At 67.5% G+C, this 23,734-nt stretch carries 22 protein-coding genes; 8 read left to right on the top strand and 14 right to left on the bottom strand.

The features are described from left to right. Positions 1-61: 61 nt before the first annotated feature. Entirely contained in the window at positions 62-916 is an 855-nt protein-coding gene (locus tag CXY91_RS17685) for a peptidylprolyl isomerase (protein WP_100962554.1), read from the bottom strand. 307 nt (positions 917-1,223) lie between these two features. On the opposite strand from CXY91_RS17685, the gene secA reads away from it, so the two are divergent. Next, positions 1,224-4,070, top strand: a complete 2,847-nt coding sequence (gene secA / locus CXY91_RS17680) for a preprotein translocase subunit SecA (RefSeq protein ID WP_100962553.1) — start codon at positions 1,224-1,226, stop codon at positions 4,068-4,070. 33 nt (positions 4,071-4,103) lie between these two features. Here secA and CXY91_RS17675 read toward each other — a convergent pair whose 3' ends face one another. Together CXY91_RS17675 and CXY91_RS17670 are read right to left on the bottom strand one after the other, a co-directional pair. Beyond that, positions 4,104-4,892 (bottom strand): 2-keto-4-pentenoate hydratase, encoded by a 789-nt coding sequence (locus CXY91_RS17675; RefSeq protein WP_100962552.1) that lies wholly within the window; start codon positions 4,890-4,892, stop codon positions 4,104-4,106. A 50-nt stretch (positions 4,893-4,942) separates the two neighbouring features. Further along, complete coding sequence (locus CXY91_RS17670) at positions 4,943-6,148, bottom strand: MFS transporter (RefSeq protein WP_100962551.1); 1,206 nt, start codon at positions 6,146-6,148, stop codon at positions 4,943-4,945. Positions 6,149-6,253: 105 nt separating this feature from the next. Between CXY91_RS17670 and CXY91_RS17665 the strand changes: the two genes are divergently transcribed. Further along, the gene (locus tag CXY91_RS17665; protein ID WP_100962550.1) at positions 6,254-7,075 is read left to right on the top strand and encodes an AraC family transcriptional regulator; all 822 of its coding nucleotides are present in this window, start codon (positions 6,254-6,256) and stop codon (positions 7,073-7,075) included. 119 nt (positions 7,076-7,194) lie between these two features. Here CXY91_RS17665 and CXY91_RS17660 read toward each other — a convergent pair whose 3' ends face one another. The 4 genes from CXY91_RS17660 to CXY91_RS17645 all read right to left on the bottom strand — a co-directional run bounded on the left by CXY91_RS17660 (position 7,195) and on the right by CXY91_RS17645 (position 11,789). Continuing rightward, entirely contained in the window at positions 7,195-8,112 is a 918-nt protein-coding gene (locus tag CXY91_RS17660; RefSeq protein WP_158673460.1) for a TorF family putative porin, read from the bottom strand. 214 nt (positions 8,113-8,326) lie between these two features. Further along, complete coding sequence (locus CXY91_RS17655; RefSeq protein WP_158673459.1) at positions 8,327-9,748, bottom strand: L,D-transpeptidase family protein; 1,422 nt, start codon at positions 9,746-9,748, stop codon at positions 8,327-8,329. Positions 9,749-9,946: 198 nt separating this feature from the next. Beyond that, positions 9,947-10,900 (bottom strand): acetyl-CoA carboxylase carboxyltransferase subunit alpha, encoded by a 954-nt coding sequence (locus tag CXY91_RS17650; protein ID WP_199777497.1) that lies wholly within the window; start codon positions 10,898-10,900, stop codon positions 9,947-9,949. Positions 10,901-11,018: 118 nt separating this feature from the next. After that, the gene (locus CXY91_RS17645; RefSeq protein ID WP_091838158.1) at positions 11,019-11,789 is read right to left on the bottom strand and encodes a class I SAM-dependent methyltransferase; all 771 of its coding nucleotides are present in this window, start codon (positions 11,787-11,789) and stop codon (positions 11,019-11,021) included. A gap of 163 nt (positions 11,790-11,952) precedes the next feature. On the opposite strand from CXY91_RS17645, the gene gloB reads away from it, so the two are divergent. The 3 genes from gloB to CXY91_RS17630 are packed head-to-tail and all read left to right on the top strand — an operon-like array spanning position 11,953 to position 13,956. After that, a complete protein-coding gene (gene gloB / locus CXY91_RS17640; protein WP_100962547.1) occupies positions 11,953-12,717 on the top strand; it encodes a hydroxyacylglutathione hydrolase in 765 nt (254 codons plus the stop codon). Positions 12,718-12,736: 19 nt separating this feature from the next. After that, positions 12,737-13,192 (top strand): cupin domain-containing protein, encoded by a 456-nt coding sequence (locus CXY91_RS17635; RefSeq protein ID WP_100962546.1) that lies wholly within the window; start codon positions 12,737-12,739, stop codon positions 13,190-13,192. A gap of 2 nt (positions 13,193-13,194) precedes the next feature. Next, positions 13,195-13,956 (top strand): GNAT family N-acetyltransferase, encoded by a 762-nt coding sequence (locus CXY91_RS17630; RefSeq protein ID WP_100962545.1) that lies wholly within the window; start codon positions 13,195-13,197, stop codon positions 13,954-13,956. A 1-nt stretch (position 13,957) separates the two neighbouring features. Here the strand turns inward: CXY91_RS17630 and yddG are convergent, their stop codons facing one another. Both yddG and CXY91_RS17620 read right to left on the bottom strand, forming a co-directional pair. Continuing rightward, positions 13,958-14,845: an aromatic amino acid exporter YddG gene (gene yddG, locus CXY91_RS17625; RefSeq protein ID WP_100962544.1), complete on the bottom strand. Its 888-nt coding sequence runs from the start codon at positions 14,843-14,845 to the stop codon at positions 13,958-13,960. A gap of 191 nt (positions 14,846-15,036) precedes the next feature. After that, entirely contained in the window at positions 15,037-15,867 is an 831-nt protein-coding gene (locus tag CXY91_RS17620; RefSeq protein ID WP_091838171.1) for an alpha/beta fold hydrolase, read from the bottom strand. Positions 15,868-15,989: 122 nt separating this feature from the next. On the opposite strand from CXY91_RS17620, the gene CXY91_RS17615 reads away from it, so the two are divergent. Then, a complete protein-coding gene (locus CXY91_RS17615) occupies positions 15,990-16,976 on the top strand; it encodes a GlxA family transcriptional regulator (protein WP_100962543.1) in 987 nt (328 codons plus the stop codon). Positions 16,977-17,210: 234 nt separating this feature from the next. Here CXY91_RS17615 and CXY91_RS17610 read toward each other — a convergent pair whose 3' ends face one another. Together CXY91_RS17610 and CXY91_RS17605 are read right to left on the bottom strand one after the other, a co-directional pair. Continuing rightward, positions 17,211-18,221: a dipeptidase gene (locus tag CXY91_RS17610; RefSeq protein ID WP_100962542.1), complete on the bottom strand. Its 1,011-nt coding sequence runs from the start codon at positions 18,219-18,221 to the stop codon at positions 17,211-17,213. Further along, positions 18,222-19,391: a pyridoxal phosphate-dependent aminotransferase gene (locus CXY91_RS17605; RefSeq protein WP_248307534.1), complete on the bottom strand. Its 1,170-nt coding sequence runs from the start codon at positions 19,389-19,391 to the stop codon at positions 18,222-18,224. Between the two features lie 41 nt (positions 19,392-19,432). Between CXY91_RS17605 and CXY91_RS17600 the strand changes: the two genes are divergently transcribed. Continuing rightward, on the top strand, positions 19,433-20,092 hold the full coding sequence (locus CXY91_RS17600; protein WP_100962541.1) for a GntR family transcriptional regulator: 660 nt from the start codon (positions 19,433-19,435) through the stop codon (positions 20,090-20,092). A gap of 94 nt (positions 20,093-20,186) precedes the next feature. Then, complete coding sequence (locus tag CXY91_RS17595; RefSeq protein WP_100962540.1) at positions 20,187-21,383, top strand: MFS transporter; 1,197 nt, start codon at positions 20,187-20,189, stop codon at positions 21,381-21,383. Positions 21,384-21,458: 75 nt separating this feature from the next. On the opposite strand, the gene phbB is transcribed toward CXY91_RS17595, so the two are convergent. Genes phbB through CXY91_RS17580 form a run of 3 tightly spaced genes read right to left on the bottom strand, consistent with a single transcriptional unit; the run spans position 21,459 to position 23,632 of the window. Beyond that, positions 21,459-22,184, bottom strand: a complete 726-nt coding sequence (phbB, locus tag CXY91_RS17590) for an acetoacetyl-CoA reductase (RefSeq protein ID WP_091838185.1) — start codon at positions 22,182-22,184, stop codon at positions 21,459-21,461. Positions 22,185-22,224: 40 nt separating this feature from the next. Continuing rightward, positions 22,225-22,440 carry a DUF1737 domain-containing protein gene (locus CXY91_RS17585; protein ID WP_100962539.1) on the bottom strand — a complete coding sequence of 72 codons (216 nt, stop codon included), beginning with the start codon at positions 22,438-22,440 and terminating at the stop codon, positions 22,225-22,227. 13 nt (positions 22,441-22,453) lie between these two features. Beyond that, positions 22,454-23,632, bottom strand: a complete 1,179-nt coding sequence (locus CXY91_RS17580) for an acetyl-CoA C-acetyltransferase (RefSeq protein ID WP_100962538.1) — start codon at positions 23,630-23,632, stop codon at positions 22,454-22,456. Between the last annotated feature and the right edge of the window lie 102 nt (positions 23,633-23,734).

Here is a 23,734-nt window from a genome sequence, read left to right as displayed (position 1 = left end):
AAAGCAAACGCCCGGGCATGGCCCGGGCGCATCATGACGCTACGATGAAAATCGTGACCGATCAGGGCTTCTTCGGCTCGGCCGGAGCCGGGGTCGCGGGCGTGGCCGGGGCGGCCGGCTTGTCGAGGCGCTCGACCTTGGCCTTGTCGCGCAGCCCGACGATGATGTCCTGCTGCGCCTTGCGGACCAGATACTGGTCGATCTGCGGCTTGACCTCGTCGAAGCTCGGCAGCGGCTTGGTGCGCTTGTCCTCGAGCTTGATGACGTGCCAGCCGAACTGGCTCTTCACCGGCTCGGAGACCTGGCCCTTCTCGAGCTTGAAGGCGGCCTCGGCGAATTCCGGCACCATCCGGTCCTTGGCGAACCAGCCGAGATCGCCGCCTTCCTTGCCCGAGCCGGGATCCTTGGAGAGCTCGGCCGCGACCTTGGCGAAGTCCTCGCCCTTCTTCACCCGCTCCAGCGCCGCCTTGGCCTGCGCCTCCTCGGGCACCAGGATGTGACGGGCGTGGACCTCTTCCTCGGGCTTCATCGCCTTGACGGTGTCGTCGAACAGCTTCTTGGCCGCCTCGGGCGTCGCCGCCTTCTTGGCCTCGACCGTCAGATATTCGTCCAGCAGCAGCTTGTCCCGGTTATAGGCCAGGCGCTTGGCGAAGTCCGGCCCGTCGCCGACCTTGGCGGCGGCGGCAGCCTTGGCGCCGAGCTTGAGGTCGACCAGATAGTTAATCACTTCCTCGCGCTTGCGCTCCTCCGGCATCTGCGCGGTGCGCTCGCCGAGATCCTCCTCGGCCAGCTTGATGTCACCTTCGGTGATGGTGATGCCGTCGACCTTGGCGACGGGCTTGTCCTGCTGAGCCAGGGCCGGCACGGCGGCCAGCGCGAAGCCAAGCGACAGCAAGGCGAGACGGGAGGACAACATCGGTGCGGCCTTTCGACTGGACGGCGCGAAGATCGATCTCGCCGGCTGAGTGCCAGCAGAACGCGGCATTGGCAAGACGGCGCCTCGCACATCAACGCGAGCCGGCAAGCATGGTTCACTGTGCTGCGGCCGGCGACGCCAGAGTCCAGGCCTCTTGGAACACGCCCCGCCGGACCCTACATGCGCGCGGATAAGCGCGTGCTGGACCACGCGCCTGCGCCCGTCTAAACACGCGCGTGAATTCTATGGGATTACCGCTTCGGCCGCGCAGTCTGCGCAGGCCGGATTCGTCATTGAAAGGCCAGACATGCTTGGCGCGCTCGCAAAGAAACTCTTCGGCTCGTCGAACGATCGGCGGGTGAAGGGCTACCAACCCCGCGTCAACGCGATCAACGCGCTCGAAGCCGAGGTCTCCCAGCTCTCCGACGAGGCTCTTCGCGCCCGCACCGAAACCTTCAAGCAGCAGCTCGCCAACGGCGCCAAGCTCGACGACCTGCTCGTGCCGGCCTTCGCCACCGTGCGCGAGGCGGCCAAGCGCGTGCTCGGCCAGCGCCATTTCGACGTCCAGCTGATCGGCGGCATGGTGCTGCACGAGGGCGCGATCGCCGAGATGAAGACCGGCGAAGGCAAGACCCTGGTCGCGACCCTGCCGGTCTATCTGAATGCGCTCGCCGGCAAGGGCGTCCACGTCGTCACCGTCAACGACTACCTCGCCCGCCGCGACGCCGAGTGGATGGGCAAGATCTACAACTTCCTCGGACTGAGCTTCGGCATCATCGTGCACGGCCTCGACGACGAGGAGCGCCAGCGCGCCTATGCCAGCGACATCACCTACGGCACTAACAACGAGTTCGGCTTCGACTATCTGCGCGACAACATGAAATACGAGGTCGCGCAGATGAGCCAGCGCGGCCACCATTTCGCGATCGTCGACGAGGTCGACTCGATCCTGATCGACGAAGCCCGCACGCCCCTGATCATCTCCGGCCCGCTCGACGACAAGTCGGACCTGTATGTCGCGATCGACAAGGTCCTGCCCGGCCTGGTCAAGGGTGACTACGAGGTCGATGAGAAGCAGCGCACCGTCGCGCTGACCGAGGCCGGCAACGAGCATATCGAGCAGCTGCTGCGCGAAGCCGGCCTGCTCAAGGACGGCGACCTCTACGACTCCGTCAACGTCACCCTGGTCCACCACGTCAACCAGGCGCTGCGCGCCCATGCGCTGTTCACGCGCGACAAGGACTACATCGTCCGCAACGACGAGGTGGTGATCATCGACGAGTTCACCGGCCGCATGATGCCCGGCCGGCGCTATTCGGAAGGCCTGCACCAGGCGCTCGAGGCCAAGGAGGGCGTCACCGTCCAGCCCGAGAACGCGACGCTCGCCTCGATCACCTTCCAGAACTATTTCCGCCTCTACAAGAAGCTCGCCGGCATGACCGGCACCGCCGGCACCGAGGCCGATGAGTTCGAGCAGATCTACAAGCTCGAAGTGGTCGAGATTCCGACCAATGTCCCGGTCGCCCGTATCGACGACGACGACGAGGTCTATCGCAGCTTCCCGGAGAAGGTGAAATCGATCATCAAGGAGCTGGAGCGCGCCAGCGAGCGCCTGCAGCCGGTGCTCGTCGGCACCGCCTCGATCGAGAAATCCGAGCAGATCGCCGAGATGCTGGTCGCCGCCGGCTTCAAGCAGATCGACTTCAGCCAGCCTAACGCGCTCGACAGCCTTTACTCAGCCGCCCGTACCGGCAAGAGCACAAAGCAGTTCGCCGTGCTGAACGCCCGCTTCCACGAGCAGGAGGCCTTCATCGTCGCCGAGGCCGGCGTCCCCGGCGCGATCACCATCGCCACCAACATGGCCGGCCGCGGCACCGACATCAAACTCGGCGGCAACGTTGAGATGCGCGTCTCGATCGAGACGGCCGGCATGGAAGAGGGACCGGAGAAGCAGGCCAAGATCGCGGAGATCGAAGCCGAGGTCGCCCGCTTCAAGGAGATCGTGCTCAACGCCTCCGAGACGATCGAGCTCGAGCCGGCCAAGGGCTCGCGCCCGGCCAAGACCATGACCCGCCCCGGTGGCCTCTACATCATCGGCACCGAGCGCCATGAGAGCCGGCGCATCGACAATCAGCTGCGCGGCCGCGGCGGCCGCCAGGGCGACCCCGGCCGCTCCAAGTTCTTCCTGTCGCTGCAGGACGACCTGATGCGCATCTTCGGCTCCGACCGGATGGACGGCATGCTGCAGAAGCTCGGCCTGCAGGAGGACGAGGCCATCGTCCATCCCTGGATCAACAAGGCGGTCGAGAAGGCGCAGGGCAAGGTCGAGGCGCGCAATTTCGACATCCGCAAGAACATCCTGAAATACGACGACGTCATGAACGACCAGCGCAAGGTCGTATTCGAGCAGCGCCGCGACTTCATGCGCGCCGCAAGCGTGCGCGAAACCATCGACGACATGCGCCATGGCGTCGTCGAGGACACCGTCTCGCGCCGAATCCCCGAGGACGCCTATCCCGAACAATGGGATGCCGCCGGCCTGCGCGAGGACGTCGCGACCTATCTCAACCTCGAACTGCCGATCGAGGACTGGGCCAAGGAAGAGGGCATCGCCGACGCGGAGCTGCGCGAGCGCATCCGCAAGATCGCCGACGACGACTATACGGCGCGCATCGAGCGCAACACCGACGAGGTGATGACCTATATCGAGAAGCAGGTGCTGCTGCAGACGCTCGACCATCTCTGGCGCGAGCACCTGGTCACGCTCGACCATCTGCGCCAGGTCATCGGCTGGCGCGGCTATGCCCAGCGCGACCCGCTGAACGAGTACAAGCAGGAAGCCTTCGAGCTCTTCGACAGCTTGATCGGCCGCCTGCGCGAGCAGGTCACTGGCAATCTGATGCGCGTCGAGGTCCGCTTCGACCAGCCGCCGGAAGACGGTCAGGGCTTCGACCAGGGCGGCAGCGATGCCCTGCCCCCGCCGCCCGCCGGTTTCTTCGCCGGCCAGCCGCAGTTCGCAGCAACCGATGGCGACCTCGCCGTGGCCGAGCGCAACCCGGCCGATCCCGCGAGCTGGGGCAAGGTCGGCCGCAACGAGCTCTGCCCCTGCGGTTCCGGCAAGAAGTTCAAACACTGCCACGGCCAGTTCGTCTGACCGCAGCGCCGGAGCGATGCGCCGGCGCGAATGTCAGGCGAAGTCGGCCTCGACCGCGCCGAGCGCATCGATTTCGATCCGGACGCTGGCACCGGCACTGACCCACTGCGTTCGGACGAGGCTGCCAAGCAGGACAGTCTCGCAGGCCCGCAGTGGCATCCCGCGCTCGCTGGCGTGCGCCGCCAGCCATGCCAATGCCGCATAGGGATGGCCGAGCACGTCGGCGCCGACACCGGCACCGGCTTCGATCCCGTCGATAAGGACCCGCCCGCGCAACGTCGCGAGGTCAGGTAGCGCGGCCGGGTCATGCTCGCGGCCGAGCACGGCACCGGCGGCGAAGAAATCGTCCGCGACCAGCATCGGCGTGCCCGTTCCCTGCCAGTCGAGATAGCGATCGTCGACGATCTCGATCGCCGCCATCACCGCTCCGACCGCACTGCGGACGCTCTCGGCCGTGAAGGGCCCTTCCGGCAGATCGCCCGCCAGCCGAACCGCGATCTCGCACTCGACTCCGGCCTTGACGAAGTCGCCATGCCGAAGCCTGGCATCGCCGTGATGCGTGGTGCCGGCGAAGAGCCCGGCGGCGCAAGGATGGGCGATGCCGAGATAGGTCTGCATCACCGGCGTGGTGCAGCCGATCTTCCAGCCGACCCTTGCACCGAAACGGCTTTCGGCAAGGCGCGCATGGACTGCGTCGCGCACCGCATAGGCCTCCACGAGGTCTCGTGGCGCGGTTCCGGCAGCTGGCGGCGCCAGAGGCGTCAGGCTCAGCCGCGCAGTACCGATCGCATCGGCTGCGGCAGCGATGGCTGTATCGGACAAGGCCAGGCTCCGGGCGTCGGGTAACGGCAGCCTGCCACGTGACGGCCCTCTCAGCCAGCACCATGCCGGGGCAGCCGCGGCAGCAGGATCGTCAAGAGCCCGAGCAGAGGCAGATAGGAACAGACCTCGTAGACGAAGGTGATGCCATAGGCGTCGGCGAAGCCGCCGAGGAAGGCGGCGCCGAGCCCGCCCGCGCCGAAGGCGAATCCGAAGAACATGCCGGCGATCAGGCCGACGCGGCCAGGCACCAGCTCCTGTGCGAACACCACGATCGCCGAGAAGGCCGAGGCGAAGACCAGCCCGATCATCACGCTCAGCACGCCGGTCCAGAACAGGTTGGCGTAGGGCAAGAGCAGCGCGAACGGGATGACGCCGAGGATCGAGAACCAGATTACGAAGCGCGCGCCGAAACGGTCCCCGATCGGGCCGCCAACGAAGGTGCCGACCGCCGCCGCGCCGAGGAACAGGAACAGCATCAACTGCGCGTCGCGGAAGCCGAGCTGGAACTGCTCGATGACGTAGAAGGTGAAGTAGCTGGAGATGCTCGCCATGTAGACGTTCTTGGTCGCGGTCAGCAGCACCAGCACGAACAGCGCGAAGGCGACGCGCCCGCCCGGCAGCGGCAGGGTCCGGCTCGCCGGCGGACGCCCGGCCTGCGCCCGGCGATGGGCCGCGTACCAGGACCCGACCCGCGTCAGGACGACGACGCCGGCCATGGCGATGACCGAGAGCCAGGCGACGCTGCCCTGGCCGAATGGCAGGACGACGAAAGCTGCCAGCAGCGGCCCCAGCGCCGAGCCGAGATTGCCGCCGACCTGGAACAGCGACTGCGCCAGGCCGTGCCGCCCGCCGGAGGCGAGCCGCGCGATCCGCGACGCCTCCGGATGGAAGATCGCCGAGCCCAGGCCGATCAGGCAGGCCGCGACGATCAGCACCGCGAAATTGTGGGCATTCCCGAGCAGAATCAGGCCGCCGAAGGTCGAGGCCATACCGGCGGGCGCCGAATAGGGCATCGGCCAGCGATCGGTCACCATGCCGACGACCGGCTGCAGCAGCGAGGCCGTGACCTGGAAGGCCATGGTCAAGAGGCCGATCTGGATGAAATCCAGCGCGTAATTGGCCTTGAACAGCGGGTAGAGCGAGGCCAGCAGCGACTGCATGACGTCGTTCAGGAGATGGCAGAAGCTCACCGCCAGCAGGACGGAGATCGTCGTCTTCTCGAAACGGGGCTGGCTCCCCTCCACCGTTGCGACCATGGCGCTCTTCCCCGCATACGGACCTTCAGCGGCGCTCCTTCTACAAGGCTTGCCCGTGACCTGCTTTCGTGATTCGGTCTAATTGCTTCGTGTTCGGGCCATTCGATGAGAAAGCTGCCGCAGCCACAGGTCGAGGCCCTCCATTCCGACCATCGCCATATCCACGGCACGGTTGCCGACGCCGACGGCGATGTTCTGGTCCGCGTCTCCGACAATCCCGCCGGCTATACGATCCCGCTGCACAGCCATCGCCAGATCCAGCTTCTCTGCGCCTTCTCCGGCGTGGTCCAGATCAACACAGAGCGTGGCAGCTGGATGATCCCGCCGGGCCATGGCCTGCTCATCCCCGCCCGGCTGCAGCACGCGGTGGAGATGCTGAGCGATGTCAGCATCAAGTCGGTCTATCTCCTGACCGGAGATGATGACCTGGCAGAGCGCATGCTGCAGGTGCTCGGCGTCACCGATCTCGCCCATGCGCTGATCGTCGAGGCGATCCGCCTGCGCGACATGCCGCCGGGCCATCGCAAGCTCCCCCTCGTCCTCGAGCTGCTGACGGCCGAGATCGCCGCGCTGCCGGTCCGGCCGCTCGGCCTGCCCATCCCCGCCGACAGGCGTCTCGCCGCCCTCTGCCGCGCCTATATGGCCGCGCCCTCGGTCAATGAGCGTCTTGACGATTGGGCCGGAAAGCTCGCGATGAGCAGGCGGACCTTCACCCGGCTCTTCCAGCGTGAGACCGGCCTCAGCTTCGTCGCCTGGCGCCAGCAGGCCAGCCTGTTCGCCTGCCTGCCTCGGCTGGCGGAAGGCATGCCGGTCACACAAGCCGCCATGCTGGCGGGCTATGACAATGTCGCGGCGTTCACGACCATGTTCAGGCGGCGGCTGGGCACTGCGCCGCGCAACTACATGAAGGCCTCGCTGGCGCGATAGCGTCGCCGCAACCGGCATGAAAAAGGGCCGCTCTCGCGAGCGGCCCTGAAGCAGTCCATGCGGCTAGGACCGGATCCGATCAGATCAAAGCAATCTGATCGGCACGTGCCCCGAGGCCCTCACTTCGGCGCGAAGATGCCGACGCTGCTGGCCGTGATGTCGAAGGAGAGCGTCGCCACCACCGCCGGGGCGCACCACTTCGAGCGCCCCGAACCCGAGTTGACCCCGCGCGGATCGGCCGTCAGCGCAAAGCATTCGGTCTTCGACAGGTTGGTGTCGTGATAGCGCACATCCGCCGTCAGGTTCTTCCAGGTGTAGGAGACACCGGCGTTCCAGTAGGCGTAGTCGGGCAGGTTGGTCGGCGGCACAGTCGACCAGATCGCCAGATTGGTCGTTCCGAGCCAGTAATGGCCGAACTCGCCGGAGACCGAGAGGCCTTCCAGGAAGGGCAGGTTGTACTTCGCCGTCACCGAGGCATAGGTGCCGGAAGCGCCGGTGCCGAGCCAGTCCCAGGCGTAGAAGACGTTTGCACCGAGAATCAGCTTGTCCTCGAAGTTATAGCTGACCTTGCCGTAGACCTCGGTGTAGTCGGTGTTCCGCGGCGTCCAATACACGCCGGCCGTATCGATGAACTGCTTCTCGCTGGGATAATAGTACTGCCAGACGCCGACATCGACGGTGACCGGACCGAATTTCGGCCGGATGCCTGCGTAGAAGTCGATCTCGGCCGGCGGACGCGTCGCCAGGTCGACATTCGAGGCATAGACGCCGGCATAGACCAGGTTGTCGTAGAATTGCAGCTCGGCGCCGCCCTGGATCGCCGGCTTGCGATCCGTCTGCGAGATGCCGCGGAAATTGTAATCCGTCATGCCCTTCACGCTGACGGCGATGTCGAACCAGGTGATGCTCGGGGCCACCGGCGGGGGCGGAGCGCCCTTCTTGCTCGGCAGGTCGGAGGCGAGCGCCGCGCCCGAAACCGTCAGCGCCATCGAAAGCGCAAAGCCCGTCAGCAAGCCGGAAGTCTTCAAGGCAGCCATCGCGAACTCCATCGAGATCCCTGCACGACTCCAGTCATGCATTCGCCATGATTAGGCCTTCGCAGCCGCAATATCGGCAAGGCGAGCTTTTTGGCAGACTGCCGCATCAATAGGCAAATCTGTCGGTTTCGGCGCATTCCGCGCTCAGAAAAGCGCCCGCGGCCATTGCTGACCGCGGGCGTGACTTTTTTACATCAGACGATTTGCAGACTGCTCAGCGAGTCGCCGGCTGGTTCGCATAGGCGGCATCGGGCTGCTGGAGCTGCGAGGTCCGCAGGGTCGAGGCACGCCGCGGCGGCAGCGGCACGGTCACCGTCTGCGGGGCCTCTGGCACGGTCGAAGCGACCGGCGACTGCTCCTTCGGCTCGGAGGAGCTGCCGAGCAGTGGCACGAAGCTCAGCGCGCGCTGATAGAACGAGGGCTGCGCCGGTGCGGCCGAAGCCGTCTGGATTGGAGCAGCGGTGGCCTCGCCTGGGTTCGCCTTGGCGACCTGCGCCGCTGCATCGCTTGCCGGCTTGGCGGCGGGTTGCACGGACGCAGGCCTGGTCGGTGCGGCAGCGGCGACGACAGGCTTGGCGTCCTCCACCTGCGCGCTGCTGACCGCGGCGAGCACGGCGTCGTTATCAGCCGATTCGGCCCGCACGGTCGCCTTGGTGCGGCCCTTGTCGTCGAGCACGACGACGCGCGGGCCGATCAGCGAATCGACGCGGCTGATGCCGACGTCGCGCGAGCCCCAGGCCACCGACCTGTTCAGGGAATCAGCGCCGGACTGGGCAAGCTGACGCTTGAACGAGGAATGCTGGTCGCCATCGTCATAGATCAGCTTGACTGCGGGGGTGCCCTTGGACACCAGCGCCGCGACCTGGATCTCGTCCTGCTGGCGCTTCTGCGCGATCGCCTGCGTCAACGAGGGATCGACCTGGACGCCTTCGCGGTTAAAGGCGTAGCGCCCACCAACGACCGAAACCGAAGGCTCGTCCTTGGCAACCTCGAAATAATCCGAGCCTTCCTTCAGGTTCTTCCAGAAGGCGATATTCGGATCGAGCCGGTGCTTGGCGAGGTTCTCCGGCGTCATCCGGAAGGGATAAGCCTGCATCTGAACGGCGCGCTGCCCGCCATTCTGGGCCTCGCGGACCAGCGCGTAGATCTCGCCGATCTGGTCGTCGGTCATCGAATAGCAGCCGGCCGAGGAGCAGGCACCATGCACCATGAGATGCGCGCCGGTGCGGCCATGCGCCCTGTCATAGGCGTTGGGATAGCCCATGTTGAACGAGACGTAGAACGACGAGTTAGGGTTCATCTGCGCCGGGCTGATGGCGTAGAAACCCTCGGGCGCCATGCGGTCGCCCTCCCGCACCTTCGGGCCGAGCTGGCCGGACCAGCGGCACATCGGATAAGTCTTGAGCAGCGCGTACTTGCCGTCGGCACGCTTCTTCCACACCTCGAGCTCCGACTCCTTCTTGTAGGAGCGAATCACGATGGGCTGGCTCTTGCTCATGCCCTTCTCGGACATCAGCGTGTAGGTCGCCGACGGAATCGGGATGTTGTGGCGCGCGGAGCCGCGATAGCGGTCCTCTTCGCAGGCTGCCAAACTGAGGCCAAGGAGCGCCGCCAGCGCGAAATGTCTCACAGCCACGTCGTCAATCCCATTTCGCGCAGACGCGTCAAAGCCGACAATGCCTCAGACAACGCGGCCAAATTATGCCCGTCGATTGGTTGCAGGATCGTTAGCCTTGACCGTCCCTTACCACAGGAGGCTCGCAGATGGCCATATGGCGAAGCCGCGGTAAAGCGCCCGCCGGGCCGAACGCCCGCTTGCGCACAATCGGCAGGGCTACAGCGCCCGGCCGATCGCCAGGTATTTCTGCGCCCGCCGATCGACGATCTCGTCGGCACCGAGCCCGGCGAATTCGGACAGCGCCGCCTCGATCGCTGCGCCGGCCCGCTCGATCGCGCCCTGGGGATCGCGGTGGGCGCCGCCGGTCGGCTCGGTGACGATCCTGTCGATCACACCGAAGCGCAGCAGATCCTGGGCGGTGATCTTCATGCCGGTCGCGGCATCCTGGGCACGCGCCGTGTCGCGCCAGAGGATCGAGGCCGCGCCTTCCGGCGAGATCACCGAATAGATCGCATGCTCGAGCATCAGCACCCTGCTCGCGGCAGCGATCGCGATCGCCCCGCCCGAGCCGCCCTCGCCGATCACCAGCGCGACGCTCGGCGTGCGCAGGGCAAGGCAGGTCTCGGTCGAGCGCGCGATCGCCTCGGCCTGGCCGCGCTCCTCGGCCTCGATCCCGGGATAGGCGCCGGCGGTGTCGATGAAGCTCAGCACCGGCAGGCCGAAGCGATCGGCCAGTTCCATCAGGCGCACAGCCTTGCGGTAGCCTTCGGGCTTGGGCATGCCGAAATTGTGCTTGATGCGGGTCTCGGTCGAGTTGCCCTTCTCCTGGCCGATCACGCAGACCGGCTCGCCGCGGAAGCGGCCGAAGCCGCCGACGATCGCCTCGTCCTCGCCGAAGGCACGGTCGCCCGCCATCGGCGTGAACTCGTCGATCAGGGCAGAGCAATAGTCGAGGAAATGCGGTCGCTGCGGATGGCGCGCCACCAGCGTCTTCTGCCAGGGCGTCAGGGCGCCATACAGGTCCTTCAGCGCCTGCGAGGCCTTGGCTTCGAGCTTGCCGACCTCCTCGGCGAGCGAATAGCCGTCGCCCTTGCCGTCGAGCGCACGCAGTTCATCAGCCTTCGCCTCCAATTCGGCAACCGGCTTTTCGAAATCGAGATAGCTTCGCATCGACATCCAGATCAGGTCCCGCTTTCCCACGGAAGAGGCGGCAGCATCGGCCGCCAGGGGTCGCGGCGACGGAACGGTCAAAAAGGCGGCGGACCTTGGCCGCGCCCCGGCGAAATTGTCAACCCGCCGGCATATTCGCCTCATCCTGCCGCGGCAGCCGGCCTGAGGAGTGGCCCTGCGGCAGCAGGACCGGCCGGAAGGCGAAGCTGCGCCGCGTCGCCCGCAAGGGCGCGCGCCGGTAGAACTGCTTGGTCGCGTCGATGACGTAGACGCCGGCGAAGGGCAGCGACAGGCCGCCGCCGACCTTCTCCCAGGCCATGGCCGAGCGCATGAACAGGCGCCGGCGCAGCGGCGGCACATAGAGCGCCTCGGCCCAGTGCTCGGGCGAGAACATGGCCCGGCGCATCAGGGCCTCGATCTGCGACCGGCTGAACGGCCGGCCATGGCCGAAGGGCGTCGTATCCATCCGCGCCCACAGGCCGCGCCGGTTCGGCACGACGACGATCAGCCGCCCGCCCGGGCTCAGCACCCGCGAGATCTCTTCCAGCAGATCCTCGGGGCTTTCGGTTTCCTCCAGCGCGTGGACCAGCAGCACCCGGTCGACCGAGGCGGTCGGCAGCGGCAGCAGGGTCGGCTCGACCAGAGCGGAAGCGGAAAGGCCGGGCGAAGGCCAGTTCACCACGCCCTGCGCCGCCGGCATGAAGGCGATCACCCGCTCGGCCTCGCCGCCGAGCAGCGGCAGATAGGGCGTCGCGAAGCCCAGCCCCAGCAGGCGCTGGCGCCGGCAATCCGGCCAGAGCCTCAGCATCACCCGGCCGACGGTCCGCCGCGCCACATGCCCGAGCGGGCTGGCGTAGAAGCTGCGCAGGTCGACGACATCCAAGGCCATGCCGACGGAGATGGCTCAGCGGGGCCGGGAGTGCAAGGGTAGACGGCAGTCGGCAATCGGCAGTAGGCAGTCCCCAGCCTGACTTGATAGGTTGCCGCCTCGATCCGCGCCGGCTCGGATTCTCCGATTGCCGACTGCTTGTTGCCGACTGCCGGAGCTTCCCATGCCGCTCGACATCCATGTCTTCCGCACGCTCAGCGACAATGCCGGCGCGCTGCTGCGCGACCCCGCCACCGGCACCTGCGCCACCGTCGATGTTCCCGATGCGAACGAGGTGCTCGCCGCCGCCAAGGCCAGGGGCTGGGCGATCAGCCAGGTGTTGGTCACGCATGAGCATGCCGACCACGTCCAGGGCATCGCCGCGCTGAAGCAGGCGACCGGCGCCAAGGTGTTCGCACCGGAAGCCGCGCGCGCCGGCGCGCCCGTCGATGTCGTCCTCGGCGAAGGCGACCGCGTCTCGGTCGGCGGCTACGACTTCGAGACCTGGGCGACGCCCGGCCATGCCGACGGGCATGTCAGCTTCATCGGCGAAAGCGCCAAGCTCGCCCTCGTCGGCGATGTCGTCTTCGTCATGGGCTGCGGCCGCGTCATGCCCGGCAAGATGGAAGCGATGTGGACCTCGCTCTCGCGCATCATGACGCTGCCGGACGCGACCACGCTGATCACCGGCCATGACTACACGCTCTCGAATGCCCGCTTTGCCGCGGCTATGGACCCGAGCAACGCCGCCGTTGCCGCTCGCCTCGCCGAGGCCGAGGCGGCGAAGGCGGAGGGACGCTTCTGGGCGGTGACCACGATCGGCGAGGAGCGGGCGACCAACCCCTTCTTCCGCGCCGAGGAGCCGGCGCTCGCTGCGACGCTCGGCATCGTCGGCAAGCCGGCGGGCGAGGTCTTCGCCGCGCTGCGCGAGGCCAAGAACAAATTTTGAGAACAGGTTCTGACGCCAGATGAGCACGTTGAGCGGCCTCAGCGCCGCCGAGGTCATCCGCCTGCTGGAGCTGAAGCCGCATCCCGAGGGCGGGCACTATCGCGAGACCTTCCGCGATCCCGCCGGGCCGGAGGGCCGCGGCTTCTCGACTGCGATCTACTATCTGCTCGATGTCGGCGAGACCTCGGAATGGCACCGCGTGGATGCCGCCGAGATCTGGCACCACTATGCCGGCGCCCCGATGGTCATCACGCTCTCGCCTAACGGCCACGACGCCTCGGCCCACCATCTCGGCAAGGACCTTGCGGCCGGCCAGCGCCCGCAGATCGTCGTGCCGGCCGGGCACTGGCAGAGCGCGACCTCGCTCGGCGCCTGGACGCTGGTCGGCTGCACGGTCGCGCCGGGCTTTGCCTTTTCCGGCTTCGAGATGGCCCCGCCGGACTGGCGCCCGACGCCGCGCCCGGCCGGAGGCTGACCATGGACAAAACTGTCATCGATACGGCGCTGGTCAGCGCCTGCGAGACCCGGATCGTCAATGCCTGGCCGGCGCCGACGACGCTCGTCGTCGACCAATGGGTGGTGCGTTTCGCCAATGGCTATTCCGGCCGCGCCAACTCGGCCTCCTCGCTGCGCGAGGACGGCGACATGGACGAGACGACGCTGGCCTTCGTCGAGGGTCTCTATCGCCAGGCCGGCCTGCCGCCGCGCATCCGCTTCACCCCGCTGGTCGCCGAGAGCGCCCGCCGACGCTTCGCGGAGCGCGGCTATCGCATCGAGACCGCCTCCTTCGGCATGGTCGCCGAGCTCGATCCCAATCTGCATCCGCCTGCCCCTGGCATGCTGACGACCGCACAGGCGGAGGATGCCTGGATCGATGGCGTCTGCGCTCACCAGACCGGCGCGAAGCGCAACCGCGAGCATCTCGCCGCGATCGTCTCCGGCGTACGCGTGCCCGCCGCCTTCGCGACGCTGCTGCATGAGGGGCGCCCGGCCGCCTATGCGATGAGTGTCGCCGAGCGCGGCATGGCCGAGATCGGCGCGGTGATCGTCGACGAAGCCCTGCGCGGCAAGGGCCTCGGCAAGCAGATGATGCTCGGGCTGATGGGCTGGGCGGCAGAGCAGGGCTGCAGCCAAGCCTATCTCCAGGTCGACCAGAGCAACGGCCTCGCCTTCGAGATGTACAAGCGGCTGGGCTTCCGCACGGTCTACGCCTACGAGACGCGGATGCTCGACACCTGACCTAGCCGCCGGTGGCCTTCGGCTCGGTGCTTCGTTCCGCTGGCCCGAAGCTCGCGACCAGCGCGCCGACGACGATCAGCACGCAGGAGATGGCCAGCAGCCAGCTCGCGGCCGCATAGCCGGCGATGACCAGGACAACGGTCGAGAGCACCGGCGCCGCATAGGAGGCGACGCCGAGGAAAGCGACGTCGCCCTTCTTCATGCCGATGTCCCAGCAGATGAAGGCGAGCCCGATCGAGCCGAGACCGAGGCCGAGCACGCCGCCCCATTCGACGGCGTTTGGCGTCCACAAGGTCGCCTCGAAGGCAAGATGGCAGGCGAAGGCCGGAATCGCGCAGCCGAGCATGGTGATGGCCAGGCTCTCCGACGGCACCCCGGCGAAGCGCCGCGACAGCACCGAATAGCTCGCCCAGACGAAGGCACCGAGCGCCGCCAGCACATGGCCGAGCCGGATGCCGGCGCCGCCCGAGCCGAGGCTGCCGGAGATCAGCAGTGCGGTGGCGACGAGGCCGATCAGCGCCCCGACCAGATGGCGCACCTTGAGCCCCCCGCCCGGCAGAAGCGCCGCGAACAGCACGATCAGCAGCGGCCACAGATAATGGATCAGGTTGGCTTCGGCCGCCGGCGCCGTCTTCACCGCGGCATAGTAGAGCGCGGTGTCGCCGAACGGCCCGTAGAGCCCGAGCAGGAAGGAGGCCGGGGTCGGCCGCGCCAGATGCAGGCGCCCCCGCAGCGCCGCGATCGCCAGCACGAGCACGCCGCCGATGACGAAGGTCATGCCGACGAGCTGGAAGGGCGGCACCCGCCCGGACATGGCAGTGAACAGCGCCAAAGTCGACCAGAGCAGGATGGCGATGGCGCCGGTTGCGGTGGCGGTACGGGAGGTCATGGGAACGGGCTTCGGCGTGACGACTGGAGACCCGTTAAGGGTTGCGCCGCGTCCCCGCCAGCCCGTTCGGTCTTCACGACAAAGCCGGGACCCGATTCTTATGCAAAAAACTGCCGGCCAGCCGCCGCAGCGGCCGACCGGCAGTTTGCTGGGGGCGTGGGGAGGCTGAAAGTTCAGCCTCTCGCCCCGCCTCAGCCCTTGATGAAGGCGAGCAGGTCGGCGTTGATCACGTCGGGATGGGTGGTGCACATGCCGTGCGGCAGGCCGGCATAGGTCTTCAGCGTGCCGTTCTTCAGCAGCTTGACCGACAGCGGAGCGGAGTCGGCATAGGGGACGATCTGGTCGTCGTCGCCATGCATCACCAGCACCGGCACTTCGATCGCCTTCAGGTCCTCGGTGAAGTCGGTCTCCGAGAAGGCCTTGATGCAGTCGTAATGCGCCTTGGCGCCGCCCATCATGCCCTGCCGCCACCAGTTGTCGATGACGCCCTGCGAAACCTTGGCGCCCTCACGGTTGAAGCCGTAGAACGGGCCGGTCGGGATATCGACATAGAACTGGGCGCGGTTGGCGACGAGCGCAGCACGGAAGCCGTCGAAGACCTCGATCGGCAGGCCGCCAGGATTCTTCTCGGACTTGACCATGACCGGCGGCACCGCGCCGATCAGCACCGCCTTGGCGACACGGCCGGGCTCGGCGCGGGCGACATAATGAGCGACCTCGCCACCGCCGGTGGAATGGCCGATATGGACGGCGTTCTTGAGGTTCAGATGCGCGGCGAGCTCGGCGACATCGGCGGCGTAGGTGTCCATCTCGTTGCCGGTCGCGGTCTGGCTGGAACGGCCATGGCCGCGGCGGTCATGCGCGATCACCCGGAAGCCCTGATGCAGGAAGAACAGCATCTGGTTGTCCCAGTCGTCGGCGCTGAGCGGCCAGCCATGGTGGAAGACGATCGGCTGCGCCTCCTTCGGGCCCCAGTCCTTGTAGAAGATCTCGGTGCCGTCCTTGGTGGTGATCGTGCTCATCTGCCTTCTCCTTCGGCTTTCCGGGCGGCCGGATCGTCGCCCTTCGATGTGGACGGTTATAGGCGGGGCGTTGCATGCTGCCGCTTGGCGGAAGCGACAATCAACGAGGCAAAACTGACAACATGACGACAGGCAAGCAGATTGTCGCAGAGATCGGGCTCCTGCTCTATCCGGATGTGCAGCTCGCGGCCGTCTACGGCCTGACCGACCTGTTCCGGATCGCCGGCGAGATGAGCCAAGAGCGCGGCGGACCGGATGCGCCCGTCATCCGCGTCAGCCATTGGCGCCAGGCGGCGGACGGCGCCGGTGTGGAATGCGTCTTCGACAGCCATCCCGACCCATTGCACGACCCCAGCCATCTGATCGCGCCGCCAAGCCTGATCATGCCGGCGAGGATGCAGCCGATGAACGGTCTCACCAGCTGGCTGGCCGAGCGCCATGGCGAGGGTGCGACACTGTGCTCGGTCTGCGCCGGCGCCTTCCTGCTCGGCGAGGCCGGCCTGCTGGAAGGCCGCGAGGCGACGACGCACTGGGCCTTCGCCAAGGAGCTGGCCGCGCGCTTTCCGGCCGCCAGGGTCGATACCGACCGCATGGTGATCGACGATGGCGACCTCATCACCGCTGGCGGCATCCTGGCCTGGACGGATCTCGGCCTGACGCTGGTGGAGCGCCTGCTCGGACCGAGCGTGATGCTGGAGACCGCACGCTTCCTGCTGGTCGACCCGCCCGGACGCACGCAGCAGCCCTATGGACATTTCGTGCCGCGGCTCGACCACGGCGACGCGGCGATCCTCAAAGTGCAGCACTGGCTGCAGGCGAGCGGCGCCAGGGACCACGACGTGCCGGCGCTGGCGAAGCGGGCCGGGCTGGAGGAACGCACCTTCCTGCGCCGCTTCCGCAAGGCGACCGGCCTGCGCCCCACCGAATACGCCCAGCAGGTCCGCATCGCCAAGGCGCGCGAGGCACTGGAACTGAGCCGCCGTCCGGTGGCGCAGATCGCCTGGGATGTCGGCTATGAGGACGCCTCGGCCTTCCGCAAGCTGTTCCAGCGCATCACCGGGCTCGCCCCGGCCGATTACCGCCGCCGCTTCGGCGTCGCCGTCGCCTGAACGGGCTGCTACGGGCGAAGCGCTGTGCGGACGCGGTCTCCCTGCGTCCGCAACCGCTCCACCGGCTCGTTGGCATGGACGAAGCGGATATATTTGCGCGCCATGCGTCTCGCCCCAGCCATCCCCGCGCCGCCGCGATCGCCAGCACGAAGACGTCTCCGATGACGAAGGGGTCATGCCGAGGAGCTGGACAGGCGGCACCCGCCCCGACATGGCGCTATCGCGAAATCCGCCTCAGCTGGGAAGCGCCAGCCGCAGATAGTTCTCGCCGAGAATGCCCCGGATCTCCTCTGCCCCGAAGCCTTCCGCTTCCAGCGCAGCCACGAGATCGCCGAACTGCTCGGGCTGGAAGAAATCCCAGGGCGGCTCCGGATAGCCGCGCGGCCAGCGACCCTTCGCGGCATGGTAGAATCCGTAGTCGCTGCCTGCGAGGAACATGAAGTCGAGCCCGAGGCCGATCCGGTCAGGTCCAGCGAGCGCGGCGATATGCGCAAGGTGCCGCGCCATCGCCTGGGGAATCTGCGGCCCGGCCACGCCAAGGAACATGCCGACACCGTTGACGCCGATATAGCCGCCTCGGACGGCGCAGGCCCTGATCTGCTCGTCGCTGACGTTGCGCTCGTGGTCGAACAGCGCGCGCGCATTGGAATGGGAGAAGATCGGCGGCGCGGCGAGGTCGAGCTCCAGCGCATCGAGGCTCGTCTGCACCCCGCAATGGCTGAGGTCGACGCGCATGCCGCAGGCGTCCATGCGCGCGATCAGTCGCCGCCCCAGCGCTGAAAGCCCGCCATTGCGCGGCTCGTGACAGCCATCGGCGAAGGGATTGGCCTCGTTATAGGCCAGGATGGCGCGGTCGATGCCGGCGGCGCGAAAAGCCTCGACCAGATCGAGATCGGGCGCGAACGGCGTCGCCGACTGGAAATGGAAGGAGACCGAGAGCCGCCCCTGCGCTTTCGCCTGCCTGATCGAGGCCGCGTCCACGGCGATCGTCAGCCAGTCGCCCGCCGCCGCGATCTCGCGGCGCAGGAAGCCGAGGCGGGCCGCCGCCTCCACCGGCCCGTCCGCCCCGGCGGCCGCAGTGAGCGAGATGTGGTCGCAGCCCTGCGCCCGAAAGCGCGCCAGCTGCTCGCCGAGCCTTGCCCCAGGCGGCAGGAAAGCTTTCGCCCAGGGCAGCAGCCCGTCGCAGACGATCGCGTCCGCAAGCTCCGGCCGCGTCTTGCGCCACTCCGCCATCACGTCGCCCATTCACAGACCGAGAGCCACGCGAACACGGGCGCCGAGCGCGCGCAGGCGCCGGGTCGGCTCGTTGGCGTAGACGAAGCGGATATACTGGCCGCCATGCGTCTCGCCCCAGCCGGCCATGGCGGTGGCGCAAACACCCTGCTCCAGCAGCCGTTCCGACATGGCCGCACCGTCCAGCCCGAAATCCGAGACGCGCAGCAGCAGCGACCAGCCGCCGCCGGGGACGCCGACCGGCAGGCCGCGTAGCTCCTCGAGCACGCAATCGCGCCGGGCTTGCAGTTCGTCGACATAAGGCGCCAGCGTCGTCGCCGAATTCTCCAGCGCGGTCGCGACCGCGTCCTGCCCGATGCCGACCGGCACCACGACATTGGCGAGCGAGACGGCGACGAGATCCGGCATGAAGGCATCCGGGGCGACGATCCAGCCGACGCGCCAGCCGATCATCCGCAGTTCCTTGGCCGAAGAGCCGACCGTGACCGTCCGCTCCGCCATGCCGGGCAGTCCGGCCGGATGTAGCACCGGCCGGCCATCGAAGACCAGCCGCTCCATCGCGGTATCGACGATCAGCAGCAGGTCATGCGCGACGCAGAGTTCGGCGACGACGGCCCAGTCGGCGGCGTCCAGGCAGCCGCCGGAGGGCATCGAGGGCGACATCAGCAGCATCGCCGTGGTCTTCGGCCCGATGCTGGCGCGCAGCGCCGCGCGATCGAGCCGCCACTCGCCGCCCGGCTCGAAGACGAAGGGCACGAAGCGCGGCACCCCGCCCGCAAGGCGCACCCGGTTGATCAACCCGGCATAGGTCGGATCGGTGACGATCACTTCGTCGCCGACCTCGATCGTCGCCAACAGGACGTTGAGGATGCCGGAGAGGCCGCCGGCCGAGATCACGCAGTTGCGCTCGCCGCTATAGCTCACCCCGGAGATCGCCGAGACGTGGCGGGCTGCGATATCGCGCAGGCGCGCCTGGCCGATGAAGGGCAGATAGCTGTTGTCGGCATCCTCGGTCGCGGCGCGGACCGTGCGAGCGATCGCCTCGGGGTCCGGCAGGATGTCGGTGTCGAGATTCTCCAGCCGCAGGAAATCCTTGCCGGAGGCGTCGGCGATCGATCCCATGCGGTCGACGCCGATTCCGGCGATATGATGCAGGCGGGCTGGACGAGAGCGTGTCATCATGAAACCTCATTTCATATACTATCTATGAAAACATGTGTGCCATGAGCTTTCAAGACGAAAGCGAGGCAGGCGCCTCGCTGACCAGCCGTATCGCCAGAAACCTGTCGCAGCGCATCCTCACCGGAGCACTGGCACCGGGAACCGCCGTGCGGCAGGATCATGTCGCGGCCGAGTTCGGCGCCAGCCACGTGCCGGTGCGCGAGGCCTTCCGCACGCTGGAGGCGCAGGGCTTGCTCGTCAGTGAGCCGCGCCGCGGCGTGCGCGTCGCCCCGCTGGAGCCGGGGCTGGTGCTGGAGGTGACGGCGATGCGTGCCGCACTCGAGGCTCTCGCGCTACGCCGCGGCTTCCCGAAGCTCGCCGCAGCCGATCTGGAGGCGGCCGCGGCGGCCATCGCCGAAGCGGAGGCAAGCGATGCGGCCCTGATCTGGGAGGCAGCCAATCGGCGCTTCCATCACGCCATCACCGCGCCTTGCGGCTTGCCGCGCCTGCTGGCGACGATCGAGGACCTGCAGCGGACGAGCGCACGCTTCCTGTTCGCGACCTGGCAGGGCCTAGACTGGCAGCCGCGCTCGGAAGCCGAACACCGGCACATCCTCGCCGAACTGGCGGCGAGGCGGATCGAGCCCGCCGCCCAGGCGCTGGAAGCCCATATCCTCGCAGCCGGCGAAGCGCTCTCGGCGCAATTGCTGGCATCGCCCTGACGCGCCTTCGACGCGCACATGTGCGATAGCCGCCATGCAACCTGCGCGGCGTGCGGCGATTGACCGCGCTCGCGCGCGGGCGCATGCGTGCGCAATGACCACACTCCCTTTGCCGACCGCCGCCCGCCCTCTGATGCCGGTCCTGGCGGCGCTCAGCGTCGCCCATCTGCTCAACGACCTCATCCAGTCGATGATCCCGGCGGTCTACCCGCTGATCAAGGAGACGTATCAGCTCGATTTCGTGCAGATCGGCCTGATCACGCTGGCCTTCCAGGTCACCTCGTCGCTGCTGCAGCCGCTCCTCGGCTATGTCACCGACAAGAAGCCCTGGCCCTATGCGATGGTCGCCGGCATGGGCGCGACCTTGGCCGGCCTGCTTTCGCTGGCCTTCGCCCACAGCTACGGCATGGTGCTGGTCGCCGCCGCCCTGGTCGGCACCGGTTCGGCCGTGTTCCATCCCGAGGCGACCCGGATGGCCCGCCATGCCGCGGCGGGCCGGCAGGGGCTGGCGCAGGGCGTCTTCCAGGTCGGCGGCCATGCCGGCTATGCGATCGGCCCCTTGCTCGCCGCCGCCGTGGTCGTGCCGAACGGCCAGCAGAGCCTGTCCTGGTTCTCCGGCATCGTGCTGGTCGCCATGCTGCTGATGGCCTGGATCGGCTCGCGCTATTCCGCCTTCCGCAAGGAGCAGGTCGCGTCCAAGGCGCATGCCGACGATGTCGCCTCGCACGGCATGTCGCGCGGCAAGGTCCTGCTCGCCATGGCCGTGCTGATCGTCATCCTGTTCTCGAAGAACGCCTATACGGCCTCCTTCACCTCCTATTACACCTTCTATCTGATCGAGCGTTTCCAGGTCTCGCTGCAGCTCTCGCAGATCCTGCTCTTCCTCTATCTCGTCGTCGGCGCCTTAGGCGTGATCATCGGCGGCATGATCGGCGACCGGATCGGCCGCCACCGCGTGATCTGGCTGTCGATCCTCGGCTGCCTGCCCTTCGCGCTCGCTTTGCCCTATGCCGACCTCGTCTGGACCGCGATCCTCAGCGTGATCATCAGCTTCATCATGGCGAGCGCCTTCTCGGCGATCCTGATCTACGCGATCGACCTGGTGCCGCACCGCGTCGGCCTGGTCGGCGGGTTGTTCTACGGCCTCGCCTTCGGCCTCGGCGGCCTCGCTGCCGCCGCGCTCGGCGCGCTCGCGGACAGGATCGGCATCATCCAGGTCTTCTGGCTCTGCGCCTGGCTGCCGGCATTCGGCCTGCTCACCTTCCTGCTCCCGAAGGAAGCGCGGCGCTGACAGGAGGCCCCGCAGAATGAAAAAGGGCGGAGCCGACCGGCTCCGCCCTTCTCGCCTCGGGGCTGCTGATCGACCCTAAGCCAGGTACTGGCCGCCATTGGCGGAGAGCGTCGAGCCGGTGATGAAGCCGGCATCATCGCTGGCCAGGAACACCACCGCCCGCGCGATCTCGCCGGGTTCGCCGAGGCGCCCGACCGGGATATGCGGCAGGATCGACTTCTCGATCACGGCCGGATCGATCGCCTTGACCATCTCGGTCGCGATATAGCCGGGGCAGATCGCATTCACCGTGATGCCGGCCCGCGCGCCCTCCTGCGCCAGCGCCTTGACGAAGCCGATGTCGCCGGCCTTGGCGGCGGAATAGTTGACCTGGCCCATCTGGCCCTTCTGGCCGTTGATCGACGAAATGCAGATGACGCGGCCGAACTTGCGGGCGCGCATGCCCTCCCAGACCGGGCGGGTCATGTTGAAGAGCGAGTTGAGGTTGGTGTTGATGACCGCGTCCCACTGCTCCTTGGTCATCTTGTGGAACATGCCGTCGCGGGTGATGCCGGCATTGTTGACGAGCACGTCGACCGGCCCGAGTTCGGCCTCGACCTTGGCGATCCCTGCGACGCAGGCGTCATAGTCCGAGACGTCCCATTTATAGGTCTTGATGCCGGTCTCGGCGGTGAACTTGGCCGCCGCCTCGTCATTGCCGGCATAGCTTGCCGCCACGGTGTAGCCGGCCGCCTGCAAGCCCTTCGAAATCGCCTCCCCGATGCCACGGGACCCGCCCGTCACCAGTGCAACCTTAGCCATCGTCGTCTTCTCCCCTCTTGGACGCGGCTATGCGGCCGCGTTATTCTTTGCTGAGATCGAGACCGGGCTCGTAAGTCCGGTCGACATCCTTGATGATCGCCTGCCCGCAGATCACTCGCCCCGACTTCTCGTCATAGGTCAGGGTCGGGTGCCCGTAGAGGACCCAGCCGCGGCTCAGCGCGTCCGAGACCCGATGACAGAACGAGGCGTCATCGGGACCGGTGAGATAGCGATAGAGCGTGGTCTGCTTCGGCATGACGGAGAGCTGCTCAGCGCTCCACCGCCAGGGCGATGCCCATGCCCCCGCCGATGCACAGCGTGGCGAGGCCCTTCTTGGCGTCGCGCTTCGCCATTTCGTGCAGCAGCGTCACCAGCACGCGCGCGCCGGAAGCGCCGATCGGGTGGCCGATCGCGATCGCGCCGCCGTTGACGTTGACGATGTCGGGGTTCCAGCCGAGGTCCTTGTTCACCGCCAGCGCCTGCGCCGCGAAGGCCTCGTTGGCCTCGACGAGGTCGAGATCGCCGACCTTCCAGCCAGCCTTCTCCAGCGCCTTGCGCGTGGCCGGGATCGGGCCCGAACCCATGATCGCCGGATCGACCCCGGCGGTCGCCCAGGAGGCGATACGGGCCAGCGGGGTCAAGCCGCGCTTGCTCGCTTCCTTTGCCGTCATCAGCACCAGCGCGGCGGCGCCGTCATTGAGGCCCGAGGCGTTGCCGGCGGTCACCGTGCCGTCCTTCGAGAAGGCCGGCTTCAGCTTGGCCATCGCCTCCAGCGTCGCGCCGTCGCGGATGTATTCATCCGTGTCGACGACGATGTCGCCCTTGCGCGTCGAGATCGTGATCGGCGCGATCTCGTCCTTGAAGCGACCGGCCTTGCGGGCGGCTTCTGCCTTGTTCTGCGAGCCGACGGCGAAGCGATCCTGCTCCTCGCGGCTGATCTGCCATTTGGCCGCGACGTTCTCCGCCGTGGTGCCCATGTGATAGCCATGGAAGATGTCCCAGAGGCCGTCCTTGATCATCGTGTCGATGAACTTGACGTCGCCCATCTTGGTGCCGGCGCGCATATGCGAGGCGTGCGCCGAAAGCGACATCGATTCCTGGCCGCCGGCTACGATGATGCTGGCATCGCCATTGGCGATCTGCTGCATGCCGATCGCCACCGCCCGCAGGCCCGAACCGCAGACCTGATTGAGGCCCCAGGCCGTCGAGCCCTGCGGCACGCCGGCGTCGACGGCTGCCTTGCGGGCCGGGTTCTGGCCCTGCGCCGCCGTCAGCACCTGGCCGAGGATGACCTCGTCGACCTCGCCGGCATCGACCTTGGCACGCTTCAGCACGTCCTTGATCACCGCCGAGCCGAGATCGTGAGCCGGCGTATTGGCAAAGGCGCCGTTGAAGGAGCCGATCGCCGTGCGCGCTGCGCCAACGATCACGATGTCATTCTCAGCCATGGGGCTCTTCCTCCGGTTCGCTCGCCGGCCAGGCGGCGCAGCGGCATGTCTTCCACACCTTCGAAGGGCGAAACGACGCCGTCAAGCGGGCTGAGTAGCCAA

The sequence above is a fragment of the Allobosea sp. FBZP-16 genome (genome assembly GCF_002831785.1).
GTDB classification, from domain to species: domain Bacteria; phylum Pseudomonadota; class Alphaproteobacteria; order Rhizobiales; family Beijerinckiaceae; genus Allobosea; species Allobosea lupini.
The sequence above is the reverse complement of the archived record's forward strand: the minus strand, read 5'-3'. Positions and strand labels throughout refer to the sequence as shown.